Origin of the sequence: Paenibacillus sp. 7541 (assembly GCF_002276395.1) — a bacterium.
In the GTDB taxonomy this organism is placed as follows: domain Bacteria; phylum Bacillota; class Bacilli; order Paenibacillales; family Paenibacillaceae; genus Paenibacillus_AQ; species Paenibacillus_AQ campinasensis.
The window spans coordinates 61450-79554 of record NZ_NQLZ01000021.1 but is presented as its reverse complement, the minus strand read 5'-3'; the positions used below and the strand labels follow the sequence as shown (position 1 = coordinate 79554).

The window sequence follows — 18105 nt, the reverse complement described above, 5'->3', positions numbered from 1 at the left end:
CCCTCTCCCTGTTACTTCAAAATCTCATCAGAATCTCATCTTATCCGTCGTTCGTGCCGCCATCGTATTCAGCCTGTTGCTGTTGCAGACCAGCAGCCGATGTTCTTACGATCGTTCTAGCTTATTATCCCATCAAAGCAACCATCAGCGCTTTCTGCGCATGAAGGCGATTCTCCGCCTGATCAAAAATGACGGAATTCGGTCCGTCGATCACGCCTTCACTGACCTCTTCCCCGCGATGGGCTGGCAGGCAGTGCAGGAACAGATAATCCGGCTTCGCAGCCTTGACGAGATCCTCATTCACCTGATAGTTGGCAAAAGCCGCTTCCCGCTGCGCCTGCTCCTCTTCAAAGCCCATGCTTGCCCACACATCCGTATATACAACATCGGCATCCTTGGCCGCCTCGATCGGGTCCTGGGTCACCGTAATCTGACCGCCGCACTCGGCTGCAATCTCACGGCTCAGCTGCACGATGCCGGCATCCGGCTGGTAGCCCTCCGGACTTGCGACAGCCACATGCATCCCCATCTTCGCCCCGCCGATCAGGAGGGAGTGGGCCATGTTGTTGCCGTCCCCGATGAAGGCCATCTTCAGCCCCTTCAGCTTGCCCTTATGCTCCAGCACCGTCTGCAGGTCAGCCAGCACCTGGCAAGGATGCGCCATGTCGCTCAGCCCGTTAATGACCGGGATCGAAGCATATTTCGCCAGATTGACCACATTGTCATGGCCAAATGTGCGGATCATGATGCCGTCCAAATAGCGGGACATGACCTGGGCCGTGTCGCTGATCGGTTCTCCGCGCCCGAGCTGAATGTCGTTTTTGCTCAGGAACAGCGCGTGTCCGCCAAGCTGGAACATACCGGCTTCGAACGAAACCCGCGTCCGTGTGGACGACTTCTCAAAGATCAGTCCGATCGTCTTTCCCTTCAGCGGCTGGTACACCTCTCCGCTCTTCTGTTTGCGCTTGAGCTCTATCGCCGAGTCAAGCAGATACTGGATTTCCTCGTTTGAATAATCGTCCAGCTCGATCATGTCGCGCCCTTTCAGGTTCAATTGCTGCACTTGTCCGCTAGCGGCCATAAACTGCATCCTCCTTGCTGTATCTAATCGATGTTCTCATTGTATCACGACTCTCTATGCCTGGTTAACCGCCGTATGCTCCTGAATGAGTGTAGCCAGCAGTTCGACTGCCTGATCCATCTCCTCACGGGTGACATACAGATTAGGAAGCAGACGGATCACGTTCGGTCCGGCTGTGACAAACAGCAGCCCCCGGCTTTGACCTTTCAGCACCAGCTCACCGACCGGCTCCGCGCATTCCATCCCGATCAGAAGGCCCTTGCCCCGGATCGCTTTGACAAAAGGATGGCTGCCCAGCTTCTCGTTCAGCTTGCCCATTAAGTACTCGCCCGCTTCTGCCGCTCGCTGCGGCACCTGATCCTCCAGCATCGTTTCGATGGTGGCAGTGACCACTGCGCTTGCCAGCGGCGTGCCGCCGAAGGTGGAGGCGTGGCTCCCCGCCGTGAAGGCTTCGCGCAGGAAGCCCTTGCCGAGCATGGCGCCTACCGGAAAGCCGGAGCCGAGGCCTTTGGCCACCGTGAAGATATCCGGCTCAATCCCGTAATGCTCATGCGCGAACAGCTTGCCTGTACGCCCCATGCCGGTCTGAACCTCGTCGGCGATGAGAAGCAGGCCATGCTGCTTGCACAGCTCGCTGACCGCCTTCAGAAACTCCGGATCCACCGGATGCACGCCGCCTTCGGCCAAGACCATCTCCAGCATGATCGCCGCTGTATCCTTCGTAATCGCTGCCTCCAGTGCCGGAAGATCATGCAGAGGCACCGTCTTGAAGCCGGCTGGAAGCGGAAGAAATCCGTCCTTCACCTTGTCCTGACCGGTTGCGGTCAACGTTGCCAACGTGCGTCCATGGAAGGATTGCGCGAAAGTGATGATCTCAAAGCGCTGCGTTCCCTTCACTTTCTGGTGATAGCGGCGCGCCAGCTTGATGGCGGCTTCATTCGCCTCTGCCCCGCTGTTGCAGAAAAAGACCGCATCCGCGCACGTATTTGCCGTCAGCAGCTCGGCCGCTTTTTCCTGGCCCGGAATGTGGAACAGATTAGATACATGCCACAGCTCATCCAGCTGTCCCTTCAGCTTCTCCTTGACCTTGGCAGGGGCATGACCAAGATTGGTCACCGCCAGGCCTGACATAAAGTCCAGGTATTTGTTCCCCTGGTCATCCCATAGCCAGCTGCCTTCCCCTTTCACCAGACTGATCGGATATCTCGCATACGTTTGGAACAACGAGCTTTCTTTTCCCATGACCCTCCACGCTCCTTCGGCTTTCAATGGTTTAATGATGTATGAAATAACTCCGCCTGCATTTACATCCGCACAATGCGTGTACCGAGCTTCTCCCCTGCCAGCACGCGGCTCAGCACATTCGGCTCGCTTCCGTCCACGATCACGACCTCGCGCACCTGGCCATGGATGCAGCTGATCGCTGCTCTGACCTTCGGAATCATGCCGCCGTAGATTTCACCCGTTCCGATCATATCCTCGATCTGTTGGACGGTCACGGAAGGAAGTACCCGCTTCTCGCTTCCGGATCCTTTCAAGATGCCCGGCACGTCAGTAACCACGATCATCTGCTGCACGCCGAGATGAGAGGCCACTGCCCCTGCCGCCGTATCGGCATTAATGTTGTATCGCTGTCCTGCAGCGTCCACGCCAATCGGGGCTACAACCGGGATATACCCCATATCCATCATGCCCGTCAGGATCGGGGACTTTACATCAGTAACATCGCCTACATAGCCGACCTCCGCATGATTCGTCACCGGCTTTGCCTGAATGAGCGCGCCATCGGAGCCTGACAGACCGATCGCCTGGCCGCCCGCACGCTGGATTCGGCGCACGATCTGCTTGTTAATGGTGCCTGCAAGCACCATCTCGACCACGTCCAGCACCTCTTCCGTCGTTTTCCGAAGTCCGTTCACAAACTCCGTCTCGATGCCCAGCTTCTCCAGATTGCCGGAGATGGCAGGTCCGCCGCCATGAACGATGACCGCATGGACTCCCTGCTGCTGCAGCTTCTCCAAATCCTCGAAAAAGCTATCCGGAAGGGCAGCCAGCGTGCTGCCCCCGCATTTCATGACAAACGTCCCGCCGGCGGCTACAGCCCCCTGCTGCTGCTCCTGGTGTTCTGTCACACTTTTCATGTTTCGTCCCCTCCTGATCCGAACTTGTTAAGCTGTTTCCATATTTCATACCCGTGAATTTAGGTTCTCACGCGTAATCTGATCTCAATATCGTCTCTCGATATCGCCGCTTCCCCGTTGCCTTGACCGGCCTATTATGTCCGGTATGCCGCATTAATCCGCACATAGTCGTATGTGAGGTCGCAGCCCCACGCAGTTGCACTGCCGCTTCCGATATGCAGGTCCACGTCAATTTCCACCATACTGCCCTGCAGGTAAGCAAGCGCAGCCTCCTCGTCAAAAGGAACCGGTCTGGACTGCTCCAGCACATGGATCGGGCCGATGTGAATGTCCACCGTCTCCGGGTTCACTGGACGTCCTGCGCGCCCGACGGCTGCAATAATTCGGCCCCAGTTGGCGTCCGCGCCAAACATCGCCGATTTGACCAGGCTCGAGCCAATCACGGTCTTCGCAATCGCCTGCGCGTCCTCGTGGCACTCTGCGCCTTTGACCCGCACTTCGATCAGCTTCGAGGCCCCTTCGCCGTCACGGGCAATCGCCATCGCCAGCACCCGGCACACATCATGGAATCCGGCCGCAAAGGCCTCCCAGTCCGGATGAGCCGGCGTTAGCGGTTCGTTGCCTGCAAGGCCGCTCGCCATTGCAATCAGCATGTCATTCGTGCTCGTATCTCCATCTACCGTAATCATATTAAAGGTTGTATTGGTTGTATCGCGCAGCAGCTGCTGCAGCGCTTCCTGATCGATAACCGCATCGGTCGTCACGAACCCGAGCATCGTTGCCATATTGGGATGAATCATGCCGGAGCCTTTGGCTGCACCGCCGATGGTCACATCGACTCCGTTCACCTTGACGGTGACGCAGGCTTCCTTCTTCACCAGATCCGTTGTCAAAATCGCCTGGCTGAACGCTTCAGCGCCTTCCGCATCCCCGCTGAGGCGGGCAGGCAGCCCGGTAATGCCCGAGGTCACCCGGTCCATCGGGAGAAGCTCGCCGATAACGCCTGTCGAAGCAACAGCCACATCGTCCTCTGCCACGTCAAACTGCTCAGCAGCGCTCGAACGCATGACGTAAGCGTCCTCCAATCCCTGCTTGCCTGTGCAGGCATTCGCATTCCCGCTATTGACCACAATCGCCCGCAGCTTGCCGCTGCGGAGGCTCTCCCGCGTCACCTGAAGCGGGGCAGCCTGCACCGCGTTTGTCGTATAGACCGCCGCCGCAGTTGCAGCCACGTCGCATACAATGGCCCCGAGATCATGACGATCCGTCTTCTTAAGCCCGCAATGCAAACCTGCGGCTTTGAATCCTTTCGGCGTTACAATACTTCCACCATCAACGATCGCATACAGCTTCTGTTCCATGTTCATGTCCCCTCGTCCGCTTACGGATACACTGGTGTAAACGTAAGTCCGAGGCTTTCCTCCCATCCCATCATCAAGTTGAGGTTCTGAATCGCCTGACCTGCAGCACCTTTCACCACATTATCGATGACCGATATGAAGGTTACCCGGTTGGTGCGGGCATCGACGGAAAAGCCGATATCGCAGTAGTTGGACCCGCTAACCTCTTTCGTTGCCGGCCATACGCCTTTATCGCGGATGCGGACAAATCGGCGTCCTTCATAATACTGGCGATACAGTTCGATCAAATCATCTTCAGTATATGTGCCCAGAAGCGATGCGTACATCGTACTCATAATTCCTCTTGTCATCGGTACGAGATGGGTAGTGAACGTAACCGTCACCGGCGCTCCGCTCACCTGGCTCAGTACCTGCTCGATTTCAGGAATGTGCTGATGCTTATTCACTTTATAGGCTTTGAAGTTTTCGTTAATCTCCGCATAATGCGTCGTCAGGCTCGTTCCGCGGCCTGCGCCCGAAACGCCTGATTTCGCATCAATGATCAGCGTCTTCGGGTCAATCCAGCCCGCGCTGAGCGCCGGGATAAGTCCCAGCAGCGTCGCGGTCGGATAGCAGCCCGGGTTCGAAATGAAGGACTGTCCCGTGACCTCGCTGCCAAATACTTCGCTTAACCCGTAAACCGCCTTGGCCAGCCACTCGCTGTCCGGCGCCGGGTGCTTATACCACGCTTCATATACGCTGCCGTCCTTGAGGCGGAAGTCACCGGATAAATCAACGACCTTCAGCCCCGCCGCCAGCAGCTGCGGAACGAGCTTGGCACTGACGCCCGAAGGGGTGGCCGTAAACACGACATCGGCCACAGCGGCAATGTCAGCCGGCTCAACACCATCCAGATTCCGTTCAATGATATGGGTTAAATGCGGGAAGCCCTCCGATATCGGCACACCTGCGCTGGACGAAGAAATGACCGATGTGATCTCCACATGTGGGTGCGCCTGCAATAGTCGAATCAGCTCCACTCCGCCGTAGCCTGTTGAACCTACGATTGCAACTCTCAACTTCTCTTGTACCATTATGACTCATCCTCTCTCCACGTACTGCTGGGCAAGCATGTATACGACAAGCGGCTCTGGCCGCCGGGCTAAACGATCATCGATTTCTGTTATCCGTCTCATAAACATGTATTATTATACGACCACATTCATATAAATACAATGGTTATTCATAAAAACAAAAAAAATACAGATTCCCGCAGGCGGTCAGCCTGCAGAAGCTGTATCTATACTTTCCCTATTATAAGGATCCTTCAAAAAGCACATATCGTGATAGAAGCTGTCGTGTTCGTGGTCATCCGCTCACCAGGAGAATCAGGACGATCCTTTAATATCCCGAAAGCCCTCGCCGAGCACCTCATGCGCATTGCTGATAATGACAAATGCATCAGGCGCTACCGACTGGACAACCGTCTTCAGCCTCGGAATCTCGCTCTGGCTCACCACGACCATCAGCACCGTTCGCTTCTCGCCGGTGTAGCCTCCCTCGGCCGTCAGCTTTGTTAATCCACGATCCATATCTTCCAGTATGGCTTTTGTTATCGGCTCCGTATGATCCGATATAATATATGCGACCTTGGTGAAGCTGAAACCAAGCTCGATACCGTCGATCACCTTGCCGGTCACATAAAGACCGATAAGCGCAAACAACGCCTGCTCAGGCGACAGCACCAGCGCAGCCAAGGAGATGACGATTGCGTCCATCAGCACGACGCTGATAGAGAAGCTGAGTCCGCTGTATTTCTGCAGGAGCTGTGCCACGATCGTCATTCCGCCGGTGGAGCCGCGTCCGCGATAGACCAGCCCCATCCCAATCCCGACGCCGATCCCTCCATAAATGGAGGCCAGCAGGGCATTGGAGGTTGGAACCGGCCAGTCCTTCGTCAAATAAACGAATAGCGGGAGCACGATGCTCCCAAGCAGCGAGCGAATGCCATACTCCTTGCCCAGCAGCCAGAAGCCCAGAATGAAGAGCGGGATGTTGAGCCCCCACTGCGTATAGGCCGGCTCGATGCCTAGCCAGGCTTCAGCCAGAACCGACAGGCCGGCCACGCCGCCTGAAGCAATCTGGTTCGGCAGAAAGAACAAATTAAACGATACGGCCATAATAAATGAGCCGATAATGATAAACAAAGTATCGACAGTCTGTCGAAGCGGGCCGTTCATCGGGATGAGCGGCTCGCGTTTCTTTGGGTTGCGAACATTCGCGTTACGAACGGATTGGGCCATAACGGGTCAAATCTCTCCTCAGGGGTCTTATTCGGCGTCGTGCCGGATCTGGCTGCGCAAATAACCATCAATGAAAGCATCCAGATCTCCGTCCATCACCGCACCGACATTTCCGGTTTCCACCTGGGTCCGGTGATCCTTGACCATACTGTAAGGATGGAACACATACGAACGGATCTGACTTCCCCAAGCGATGTCAGATTGCTCACCGCGAATCTCGGCCAGTTCCTTCTGCTGTTCTTCCAGCTTCCGTTCATACAGCTTGGAGCGAAGCATCGTCATCGCGCGCTCGCGGTTCTTGATCTGGGAGCGCTCGTTCTGACAGGTGACAACGATCCCGGTCGGGATATGGGTGATCCGGACCGCTGAGTCCGTTGTATTGATATGCTGTCCGCCAGCGCCGCTAGCGCGGTACGTATCGATCTTCAAATCCTCGGTACGGATTTCGATCTCAACATCATCCGTAATCTCCGGCACAACATCACAGGATACAAACGAGGTATGGCGCCGACCGGAAGAGTCGAACGGCGAGATGCGTACGAGACGGTGCACCCCTTTCTCCGCCTTCAGGTAGCCATAGGCGTTGAAGCCTTTGATAAGAAGCGTCACGCTCTTGATGCCAGCTTCATCCCCCGGCAGATAATCCAGCGTCTCTACCTTAAAGCCTCGCTTTTCCGCCCAGCGGGTATACATTCGGTGCAGCATTTGCCCCCAGTCTTGAGACTCGGTTCCGCCAGCGCCCGGGTGCAGCTCCAGAATGGCATTCATTTTGTCATAGGGCTGATTCAGCAGCAGCTGAAGCTCGAAATCCTCCACCCGCTTCACCAGCTCCTTGACGGACTCGCCGAGCTCACCGCTGAGCGATTCGTCGCCCTCTTCATCCGCAAGCTCGATCATGACAACCGCATCGTCATATTCCTGCTGCAGCTTCTGATATTGCTCCACACTGGATTTGACGCCATTCAATTCCGAAATGATGCTCTGGGCCTTCTCATTGTCATCCCAGAAATCCGGTGCAGCCATCTTTTCTTCTAAGCTCTCAATGACCTCCTGCTTGTAATCTAAGTCAAAGAGACCCCCTAAGGTTGGTTAGTTTCTTGCTAATCTCGCGCAGGTCTTGCTTTACACTTGGATCGATCATATGTTTATCGCCCTTTCTCTAATCCGTATTTCGATTTATAGTATATCCTGTTCTACACGAAAAGCGTGACGAAATATCCATTTATTCACATAAACTCCCTTAAGGAACAGCGGTATCCAGAAGGCCATTTAAAGGCCGCCAAGATTGCCACTGCTCTTAAGGGAGCCGGTAATCACGCTCGTTCCTAAGCGCGGGTCAATATTCACTTCACATCATACGGGACAACGCTTGGTTACTTAAGCGTTCTGCCCATGACAATGCTTGTACTTCTTGCCGCTGCCGCATGGACATGGATCGTTACGGCCCACCTGATCGCCGACCTGAACCGGACGCTTCTGTGCAGGCTCACTGCCGCTGTTGGTGGATACCTTGTTCTCGTCCACGACAGCCTGGCGCTCCTGGTTCGTAGCGATGTGTGCCTTCATAATGTAGGTCGACACTTCTTCCTGGATCGTCGCAATCATGGCATTAAACATTTCGAAGCCCTCGAACTGGTATTCACGCAGCGGATCGGTACCGCCGTAAGCACGGAGATGAATACCTTGACGAAGCTGGTCCATCGCATCGATATGGTCCATCCACTTACTGTCTACGGCACGCAGAACGATAACCTTCTCGAACTCCCGAACCATTTCATGGCCGAGTGCCTGCTCGCGTTCCTCATACTTGCTCAGCACGCGTCCGAAGATGTATTCCACCATCTCTTCCGGCTCTTTGCTCCACAGATCTTCACGGGTAATCGCGCCCTCATCAAGCAGCTTGTTGTTAACGTAATCGGCCACTTCCTGCAGTTCCCAGTTCTCCGGAATATCGTCACTGCAGTGCGCCTCTACCACACGCTGGATAACAGGCTTGATCATATCCAGGACGATCTGCTTGATGTCCTCGGATTCCAGAATCTCACGGCGCTGCTTGTAGATGATTTCGCGCTGCTGGTTCATCACGTCGTCATATTGCAGAACGACTTTACGCATGTCGAAGTTGTTGCCTTCTACCCGCTTCTGAGCCGATTCCACCGCGCGTGTAATCATCTTGCTCTCAATCGGCTGGTCTTCTTCGAAGCCCAGGCGCTCCATCATGTTCAGCACGTTATCAGTGCCAAAACGCTTCATCAGTTCATCCCCGAGCGACAGGTAGAACTGGGTCGAGCCCGGATCCCCTTGACGACCCGCACGACCGCGGAGCTGATTATCGATCCGGCGGGATTCATGGCGCTCTGTACCGATGATGTGCAGACCGCCAATCTCCTGAACGCCTTCACCCAAGATAATATCCGTACCGCGTCCTGCCATGTTCGTTGCGATCGTAACCGCGCCTGGCTGGCCCGCCTTGGAGATGATCTCAGCTTCCTCCGCATGATACTTCGCGTTCAACACCTTATGCTTAACGCCCTTGCGCTTGAGCATCTCGGACAGTCGCTCGGAATTCTCGATGGAGACCGTACCAACCAGCACCGGCTGGTTCTTCTGGTGACGCTCCACGATTTCGTTAACAACGGCCTTGAACTTGCCGTCTACACTCTTATAGACGACATCCGGCATGTCGTTACGACGGTTCGGTCTATTGGTAGGAATCTGGAGCACTTCAAGACCGTAGATCTTCTTGAACTCCTCTTCCTCCGTCTTCGCCGTCCCTGTCATACCCGCCAGCTTGCGGTACATCCGGAAGTAGTTCTGGAACGTAATCGTCGCAAGCGTCATGCTCTCATTCTGAACTTCAATGCCTTCCTTGGCTTCGATCGCTTGATGGAGACCATCGCTATAACGGCGACCTGCCATCAGGCGGCCCGTAAATTCGTCGACGATGACAATTTCATCTTCCGTCACAACATAATCGACATCCCGGCGCATAATGACATTGGCCTTCAGCGCCTGAACAATGTGGTGATTCAAGGTTACATGGTTATGGTCGTACAGGTTGTCGATGCCAAAAGCGCGCTCGGCTGCCGCCACACCTTTCTCGGTCAGCGAAACGGCCTTGACCTTGATATCGACCGTGTAGTCTTCCTCCGGCACGAGACGCTTCACAAAACGGTCTGCCGCAAAGTACAGCTCCGTCGACTTCTGCGCTTGACCTGAAATGATCAGCGGTGTCCGTGCTTCGTCGATCAGAATGGAGTCAACCTCGTCAATGATACAGAAATACAGCGGACGCTGTACCATCTGCTCTTTATACAGCACCATGTTATCGCGGAGATAGTCGAAGCCGAATTCATTATTCGTTCCATACGTAATATCGCATGCATACGCATGCTGCTTCTCCGCATGCTCCATGCCGCTCAGGTTCACCCCGACGGTCATGCCCAGGAAGTTATATATTTGCCCCATCTCAGAGCTGTCACGCTGCGCCAGATAATCGTTGACGGTAACAACGTGAACACCTTTCCCCAGGAGGGCATTCAAATAAACCGGCAGTGTACCCACCAGGGTCTTACCTTCACCGGTCTTCATTTCAGCGATTTTCCCTTCGTGGAGGGCCATACCTCCGACTAGCTGGACATCATAATGACGTTTGCCCAGTGTCCGTTTGGAAGCCTCGCGGACTGTCGCAAACGCTTCAGGGAGCAGTTCCTCCAGCGTCTCACCTTTCTCGATCCGTGCGCGGAACTCTTCTGTTTTAGCTCGTAGCTGCTCGTCCGAGAGCGCCTCAAACTGCGGTTCCAATTGGTTGATTACATCGACCGTCTTCATGAGACGTTTGACATCACGCTCGTTGGTGTCGCCGAAAATCTTTTTGACAAGTCCTAGCATGGTTAACCCCTTTCGTGCAAAACAAGTGATCGAATCAACTTCATTAAATGCCAAAGGGTTAAATGATGAAATCGATTCATGGATTCCTTATGATTTCCCATTCCTGGCAGGCCTCTTGAAGTCCGTCCACCGGAATAGGGTTTGCATAAATTGTAACAGTTTGTATGTGATGCCGCAACATTAGGGTTACTTCAAGAGTGAGATAGCGGCATTTTCTCTTCTTCTTTAAGACGCCTTAATTATATGAAAAGTTGCGAAGCCGGGAGACACCATATTTTTCTGCTGCTTCCAGGCGAGCTGTTCTGAGCGCCTTCAAGCGCATCCTGCAACTCAAATAAAGAGCCCCACCCGGCATTCGGGTGAAGGCTCATCCTGCAGTCTCATGTCATGGTAAATCTATCGTCGCTTGCGTATGGAGCCTGCGGCTTGGCCATGCAGATGGATAGCAGCTAGCGGGGAGCTAGCAGCACTTGGCTTAGCCTTGCTCAATCAGTCCATACTTGCCGTCATCACGCTTGTAGACGACATTCACTTCCTTGGTGTCAATGTTTGAGAAAACGAAAAAGTCATGTCCAACCAAGTTCATTTGTAAAATAGCTTCTTCCACATCCATCGGCTTCATGGCAAAACGCTTCGTGCGGACGACCTGATACTGGTCCTCTTCATGTTCGTCCTCATGAACAGCGTTCCCTGCGGCCTGGTCATTCTCGGCAATCAGCATCTTCAGACTGCCTTCCTGACGGAACTTACGGTTCAGCTTCGTCTTGTGTTTGCGAATCTGACGTTCCAACTTGTCCACAACAGCGTCAATGGAAGCATACATATCATCGCTTCGATGTTCCGCGCGCAGAACCACGCCTGGGAGCGGAATCGTCACTTCCACTGTGTGCAATCCTCGAATGACACTAAGTGTAACGTATCCTTCTGAGGCGGGGGGTGCATCAAAGTACTTCTCAAGTCTGCTGAGCTTCTTGTCAACATAGTCCTTCAAAGCTTCGGTCACTTCAATTTGTTGACCTCGAATACTGAATTGCATAGGGCACTCCTCCTTTGCAACCTTATTATACCATTATGTTAATGCTGTGTAAAAGGCAGTTTTGTGAATTTTCGCACATAATATGGAAAGGAAAATATTGGGGGATTGCCGTGGAAAGATTGCGTCATTGTTATGGATACTCGCCTCTTGTGGCCGGCTAAGGAATCGTGGCTTGGCGGCATCATTCGTATTCGTGTGCGATGAGCTGGCTGTGAGCGGAACCCCGGTCGCACACGGGACGGGCATCCGCCGCGACACCGCTTACAAAAAACAGAAAAAGACCCTGACGAATCAGGGTCTCTCGCTAGCGAATCCTCAATTGCTAACCATCTATACCATGTTTATGTAGGTCGGCTGTGCCGGGATGATTATAATTTGATTACGTTAGCTGCTTGCGGGCCACGTGCTCCTTCAACGATTTCAAATTCAACGGACTGTCCTTCTTCCAGGGTCTTGAAGCCTTCAGACTGGATTGCGGAGAAGTGTACGAAAACGTCGCCGCCATCTTCAGTTTCGATGAAGCCATAACCTTTTTCTGCGTTGAACCATTTAACTTTACCTTGCATGCACTAACATTCCCTTCATTGTCAAATAAAGTGTGACAGTAATTTGTCCGTCCACATTTCCGACTATAGCACCCCGCGTTATCCAGTGTCAATCGCCCCGGAGACAGTTTTTTCCGTCAAAAAAAACGTCGGAAATTGTCTATAGGTCTTCGACACCAGAATTCGGCAGCAATAGACAAAAAAATGAACGAGTATGTCTGTCATATTATTAACCCAAGGGGCGGGAAGTGAAACATTGCTGACTCTCTGATATGAAAAAAGGGCGCTCTACGAGCACCCTTTTCCCAATCAATTGCTATGTCCATCATCTATATTCGAAATATAGAGCTCCGGATTGCTGACCATCAGGATTAACAACTCTTACCTCGACTGCACCAGGCGCATTTGCTCTAGGAGTGCGTAGTCTGAGTCTAGTTGCACTAAGCAGATCGGCAGAATATTCAACACCGTCAATATGAACTTTTGCCCCACTGACAAAATTAGAACCATCTACATACAGCAGCGTACCTCCATTGACAGGACCGCTGGTAGGTGAAAGTGCCCGCAGTGTAGGTGCAGGAACTGGAGGTGGTGCGTCATAAGTAAACTGTGAAGTTGCCGAGTTACCGTTTGGATTGGTAATCACGATATCAACAGGGCCTGGTGCTGTACCTGCTGGAGTTCTAAATCGAACTCTAGTTGCACTCAAATAATCATAATTTATAACATTACCATTAAACGTAACGGTTAAAGAAGGCTCAAGATACATGCCATCAACGTATACTAGCGTACCACCCGCAAGCGGACCATTAGAAGGACTTACATTGGTAATGATAGGCTGTAACTCCTCAAAAGTATACCCATTGTTGACGGTAAAAAACTGACCATCTGGATTGGTCACTGTAACATCAACAATTCCAGCTGTTGTTACTTCTGGTGCTCTTACCCGGATTTTCGTGTCGCTTACAAACGTATGCAATCCTACTGTATAACCCCCAAAGCTAACCGTTGCATTTCTTTGGAAGTTCTCTCCTGTTATCTCAACAATATTTCCACCTTTCGTATTTCCTACAGAAGGAGAAATCAGAGAAACTGTTGGCGCCGGAATTACAGGTGGCGGATCATAAGTAAACGCTGATAACAACGTTGCTTCTTTCATATCTGGATTGACGACCTTAAAATCGACAGCTCCAGGCGCGTTGACGGCCGGGGTGCGAAGTCTGAGACGAGAGGAGCTGAGATAATCAGCGGAAAGAGGTGTCTCTACTCCATCACGAACCATAAATAATTGAATCCCCTGCTGATAATTTGCACCGTCAACGTAGATCAAAGTTCCTCCTGCCATCGGTCCGTTCGCTGGCGTTACACCGTTAATGACCGGATCGGGCTTCTCAGGAGGAGGGAGATAACTAAAGGCATCCTCTAGAACATCTGATTGCCCATCTGGATTGACGACTTTAATTGCTACCGACTTCACTTCGTTGCCAGTCGGTGTTCTGAATCGAAGTCTCGTATCACTAAGATAACTAGTTGAAACTTCATTTTCATCAAAATAAACGACGGCTCCACTAACAAAGTCTTTACCATCTACATATACAAGCGTAGACTCATCCAACCTACCGGAGTTTGGAGACACAGCAGTAATTTGGGGTGGGTTCGGAGGCGGCGGAGGTAAAAATGTAAACGCCTGTGATAAAACTGATTCGGCCCCATCCGTATTTACTACTTTTACATCCACAGTACCTTCTGGCGCTACCGGGGTTTTAACAGTAAGTCTTGAAGCTGAGTTAACCGTCACAGAAGGACTCTCAATATCTCCAAAGAAAACCTTGGCCCCTGCTTTAAACTCCATTCCAGTGAGCACCACGATCTCGTCTCCAGTCGTAAGACCTTCATTAGGTGCAACATCAGTAAGTGTCAATTTAGGAGGTTCATCATAAAAGAATCCATCCTCGAGCACGGTGGTTGTGCCGTCCGGATTCTCAATAACCACGTCTACAGCTCCCCAAGTATCTGTTGCAGGTGTTTGTAAATATAAATACCCGGAGTTGTAGTAGGTTAGAGATGTTACATATCGATCTCCGAATTTAACTTTAACACCGTTCATGAAGTTCTTACCATAGATCTTTACATTCGTATTCCCTGATATTGGACCATTTGTCGGCGTGATACTTGTGATTTCAGGTATTGCATAATAAGCAAAATCGATGGTGTCCGACTGGGAATCATCATTAATTACCTTCACCTGGGTCATACCTTGTGTTCCGTCAGGTGTAGTCGCAGTGATCTCGTTTTCATTTACGACAACCACATTTGTCGCGAATTTAGTTCCGAACATCACTTTTGCATTTGCCCTAAAATTGGCGCCTGTAATGGTTACCGGCTCTCCACCGGCAGTCAACCCTTTATCAGGCGTAATACTATCAATCACAGGCGGCAAATAGGTGACCTCAAGATTTGCCGTTGGAATTCTATATGTTTTGGAAGATCCTGTGTAATCTTTATAAGTAATCACAGATTCGGTGGTTGTTACAGGAAAGGTACCGTTCTTTCCTCCAGGTTTCTGTCGAATACTGTAAGTAAAGGTAAGGGTATCGTCCTTTAACTCGAGGAATCGCCATGTTAACGTATTACCTACAACTTCGGGTTTTGGAATATTATTGAGATAAGAATCTGGGACAATCTCAAAGCCAGGAGCCACAACATCCTTAACTACGACGTCATACGCGCTGGCAAGACCAATCTCTTGAACGATGGCCTCATAAATAGCGCTCAAGCCAACGGATCCCAGCACAAAATGATGGTGATGAGAAGTTGTTGCCATGTTCTTAAGCAAATTATTCGGCGCACTATTATCCGGATTGTCTCCGACATTTAATAAAGCGATTGTATAGAATACAATCCCCGCGTCCTTCGCTTCGTTAGCTTTCTTTAGCGCGTAATCGAATGCATTCAGTCCATCACCAGTACCTGTCGCTTCACCGTCAGTCAATAAGACAATAACTGGCTGTGCTTCATCCCGATGATTAGCAAGCAGTTCTGTCGAGACGTTAATGGCATCCCCTGTAGCCGTTCCGCCATTAGCAAACAGAGTATCGATATAGCTCTTGGCACCCGCTGCATCTGTGGTTAAGTCATAGGATCTTACATCCGAGCTATAGTCAACAATACCTACTCTATGCTGGGTCAGATCCATCAAATCAATAAATCCTTTTGCTGCCGATTTAGCAGCGTTCATCTTCTCCGTTCCCATACTTCCGGAACGGTCGATGACCAGTAAGACATCGTTCGGTTTTACTACATTGACGGGAGGCGTTCCCTGAATATTTAACGTAACTTCAGTTTCTCCTCCTACAAGAATACTTGATGGATTTAAGCTTTTTGTAGCTGTGACATAGCTTGCAGAACTGGCTGATGCAGGCTGTACAGGTACACCGCTTATAAGCAGAACAAAGGATAGAAGCAATAAAGCTATTGACTTCTTATTCATAACTCTCCTCCTTTTATGATTGTTTATCAAAGAAATATGATTCTGTGACGGCTGTCCGGGCATAATTGTCCTTTGCTAGTTGATTCAATTTCGTCATCTGCTGTTTCTTCACTTCCATCATGCCAACAATGGTTTGATGAAGACTGGCTACTTCTTGCAGCAAATTAAGCTCCTTCTCACTGTAGGCATCTTGGCTCGAGGATTGGAGCACTTCATAACATGAATCTATTTCCTTCTCAAGTTCGTAGTAGAGGGTAATTTGATTGCACTTTACAATTTCCGAATATTTGCTCTGCAATTGCTCTAAGATCTCTTCTCGGTTCATGATTTACCTTTAGCACTTTTGACTTGGGCCAATGCTTGTCTCCAAGTATCGGTATACTCTCTCGCAAACTCAATGACTTCATCAAGAATAGAGATATCCTTATTCACTGCAAAATCCCCTATTCTTCGAATATAATAATCATATAGCTGCCTTAATTGATGAGAGATTTCATATTCGAAGTTTAGTGTTGCTATGAACTCATACAGTATTGAGCGAGCCCCATGCAACCGATCCATCATTTCTGGAAATTGCCCCTTCTCATAGAGTACCCTTGCCATATTTAATTTACGATGCAACTCTTCGTATAACAGGAGTGTTAAATCACCGGGGCTAGCGGTTTCTACCTTCGCTTTTAGATACTGTTGTTGATAATTGGGTGTCGGTGCCATCATTTGTTAACCTCTCCTTATTAACGTAAGTTTCCATCATAAATAGGCGGCATTTCGATACTATTGGCCTAACTGCTGTGCAATCCAGCTTGCTTGAGAATTTAGTTTGTGCAGTGTTTTCTCCATGGCTGTAAACTGCTTATAGTAACGTTCCTCCACGGCCTTAAGGCGGTTTTCCAGTGTGTCAATCCTGCTGTTAAGATCTCTGAATTGTTGACCGAATATACTGCTGTCCGCACTGTCAGATATCGTCGTTGTACCGATTTGCTTGATGATTTTATTGATGCTCGTATTCAATGCGTTATAGAGCCTGTCCCCGTAGCCTGCCTCTTCAACATAACCCTGCTCGCCCGGTTTCAAGCTGGTGGTCTTGGTAAATAGATTCATAACCGCTTCCGGATTATTCGTGATAGCATCTTGGAGTTTCTGCTCGTCCAACTCCAGCTTTCCCAACTCACCTGTCATGCCTGGGACAAACTTCTTAAATGTGATTCCTATATCCGACAAACTATTAAATTCCTCTGGCAGACCCTCTACACTTTGGAGAAGCATCCCCCGAAGAGACGTCAGTGTTTCCTGTAAGATACTATCACGGTATAAAAGTCCAGTCTTGGCCTTCGATTCCCAGAGTTCAATTTGCTTTTCGGTCATACCTTCTTTTTGCTCACTCGTGAGCGGAGTATAGCTCCGATTCGGCACTGCCTTTGTTGCTCCATTAATTGAATCTACAAGAGCATTATACTGCTCAACAAATTCCTTAATGACGGATGCAATATTTTGGGTATCCTGCGACACCGTAACGGACACCGCCGAAGTCGACACTCCTTGAATATCAAAACGTACGCCATTAAACTCAAAGGAGTTATTCTCCAGCTCCATGGTTGTTCCATTTATAGTTACTGATGCGTTACTTCCGCTCTGGGGAAAAGAAGCTGAGTCCAGCTTAAAGAAATTTTGAAGAACACCGTCAGGATCATCTACCTTCAAAACTGCCGACTCACCAGTGGAAGTTGTTGTCGCCATAAAACGTTTGTTAATGCTGTCAAAGCTAAGATTAACACCTGTATTCGCTGCGTTTACTTGCTTCATGACCGATTCATATGTCGAATCGGGAGTCACTTTAACCTCGATGTCGCCCTTAGGACCTGTAATTGTGAATGTTTGTTCGGAGGAGACTCCTATCTTATCCTTTAAATTAATATTGGTAGTGTCTCCGGTTACAAGTGCTGACGAAGCCAGGCTATTCACTTGGATGCTATAGCTTCCACTAACAGCATTCGAAGATGATGTAGCCTTAATAACGGATTCATTACTGCTTGAGGCTGCCTGTTTGTTGAATGATGTAGTGAACCTGAGCTTATCCGTTAACGTGCGAAGAGCAGTCAGTTGGGTGTTCATTTCCTGGTAAGCTTCCCGTTTCCATGCCAACTTCTGTTTTTGTTGATTTAATTTGTTTAGAGGCATTCTTTCTGCAGTCATCAGCTGGCTAACTAGCATATCTGTATCTAGCCCCGAGGCGATACCTCCAAACCGAATAGGTGATATCATTGTTCACACCTCCTGA

At 50.7% G+C, this 18105-nt stretch carries 14 protein-coding genes; all 14 read right to left on the bottom strand.

The window, feature by feature from the left end:
* Positions 1-124: 124 nt before the first annotated feature.
* Positions 125-1081, bottom strand: coding sequence for an ornithine carbamoyltransferase (argF, locus tag CHH75_RS13245; protein WP_095398395.1), 957 nt, complete (start codon positions 1079-1081; stop codon positions 125-127).
* 54 nt (positions 1082-1135) lie between these two features.
* The gene (locus tag CHH75_RS13240) at positions 1136-2323 is read right to left on the bottom strand and encodes an acetylornithine transaminase (RefSeq protein WP_095398394.1); all 1188 of its coding nucleotides are present in this window, start codon (positions 2321-2323) and stop codon (positions 1136-1138) included.
* A 62-nt stretch (positions 2324-2385) separates the two neighbouring features.
* Positions 2386-3222 (bottom strand): acetylglutamate kinase, encoded by an 837-nt coding sequence (gene argB / locus CHH75_RS13235; RefSeq protein ID WP_095398393.1) that lies wholly within the window; start codon positions 3220-3222, stop codon positions 2386-2388.
* A gap of 134 nt (positions 3223-3356) precedes the next feature.
* Entirely contained in the window at positions 3357-4583 is a 1227-nt protein-coding gene (argJ, locus tag CHH75_RS13230; protein WP_095398392.1) for a bifunctional glutamate N-acetyltransferase/amino-acid acetyltransferase ArgJ, read from the bottom strand.
* A gap of 20 nt (positions 4584-4603) precedes the next feature.
* A complete protein-coding gene (gene argC / locus CHH75_RS13225; protein WP_095398391.1) occupies positions 4604-5656 on the bottom strand; it encodes an N-acetyl-gamma-glutamyl-phosphate reductase in 1053 nt (350 codons plus the stop codon).
* A 294-nt stretch (positions 5657-5950) separates the two neighbouring features.
* A complete protein-coding gene (locus CHH75_RS13220; RefSeq protein ID WP_095398390.1) occupies positions 5951-6865 on the bottom strand; it encodes a YitT family protein in 915 nt (304 codons plus the stop codon).
* A gap of 27 nt (positions 6866-6892) precedes the next feature.
* Positions 6893-8006 (bottom strand): peptide chain release factor 2 gene (gene prfB, locus CHH75_RS13215; RefSeq protein ID WP_141235842.1). Its coding sequence is split into 2 segments (ribosomal slippage): positions 6893-7933 and positions 7935-8006, totalling 1113 coding nucleotides; the frame shifts between segments, so codons are not numbered across the junction.
* Positions 8007-8242: 236 nt separating this feature from the next.
* Positions 8243-10756 (bottom strand): preprotein translocase subunit SecA, encoded by a 2514-nt coding sequence (gene secA, locus CHH75_RS13210; RefSeq protein ID WP_095398388.1) that lies wholly within the window; start codon positions 10754-10756, stop codon positions 8243-8245.
* Positions 10757-11231: 475 nt separating this feature from the next.
* On the bottom strand, positions 11232-11792 hold the full coding sequence (gene hpf, locus CHH75_RS13205; RefSeq protein WP_095267035.1) for a ribosome hibernation-promoting factor, HPF/YfiA family: 561 nt from the start codon (positions 11790-11792) through the stop codon (positions 11232-11234).
* A 368-nt stretch (positions 11793-12160) separates the two neighbouring features.
* A complete protein-coding gene (locus CHH75_RS13200; RefSeq protein ID WP_009594275.1) occupies positions 12161-12358 on the bottom strand; it encodes a cold shock domain-containing protein in 198 nt (65 codons plus the stop codon).
* A gap of 304 nt (positions 12359-12662) precedes the next feature.
* A complete protein-coding gene (locus CHH75_RS13195) occupies positions 12663-15827 on the bottom strand; it encodes an IPT/TIG domain-containing protein (RefSeq protein ID WP_176475559.1) in 3165 nt (1054 codons plus the stop codon).
* A 13-nt stretch (positions 15828-15840) separates the two neighbouring features.
* On the bottom strand, positions 15841-16152 hold the full coding sequence (locus CHH75_RS13190; protein WP_095267038.1) for a hypothetical protein: 312 nt from the start codon (positions 16150-16152) through the stop codon (positions 15841-15843).
* The gene (fliS, locus tag CHH75_RS13185; protein ID WP_244908261.1) at positions 16149-16544 is read right to left on the bottom strand and encodes a flagellar export chaperone FliS; all 396 of its coding nucleotides are present in this window, start codon (positions 16542-16544) and stop codon (positions 16149-16151) included. The genes CHH75_RS13190 and fliS overlap by 4 nt, the downstream gene beginning before the upstream one ends.
* Positions 16545-16601: 57 nt before the next feature.
* Entirely contained in the window at positions 16602-18089 is a 1488-nt protein-coding gene (fliD, locus tag CHH75_RS13180; protein ID WP_095398386.1) for a flagellar filament capping protein FliD, read from the bottom strand.
* Positions 18090-18105 lie beyond the last annotated feature (16 nt).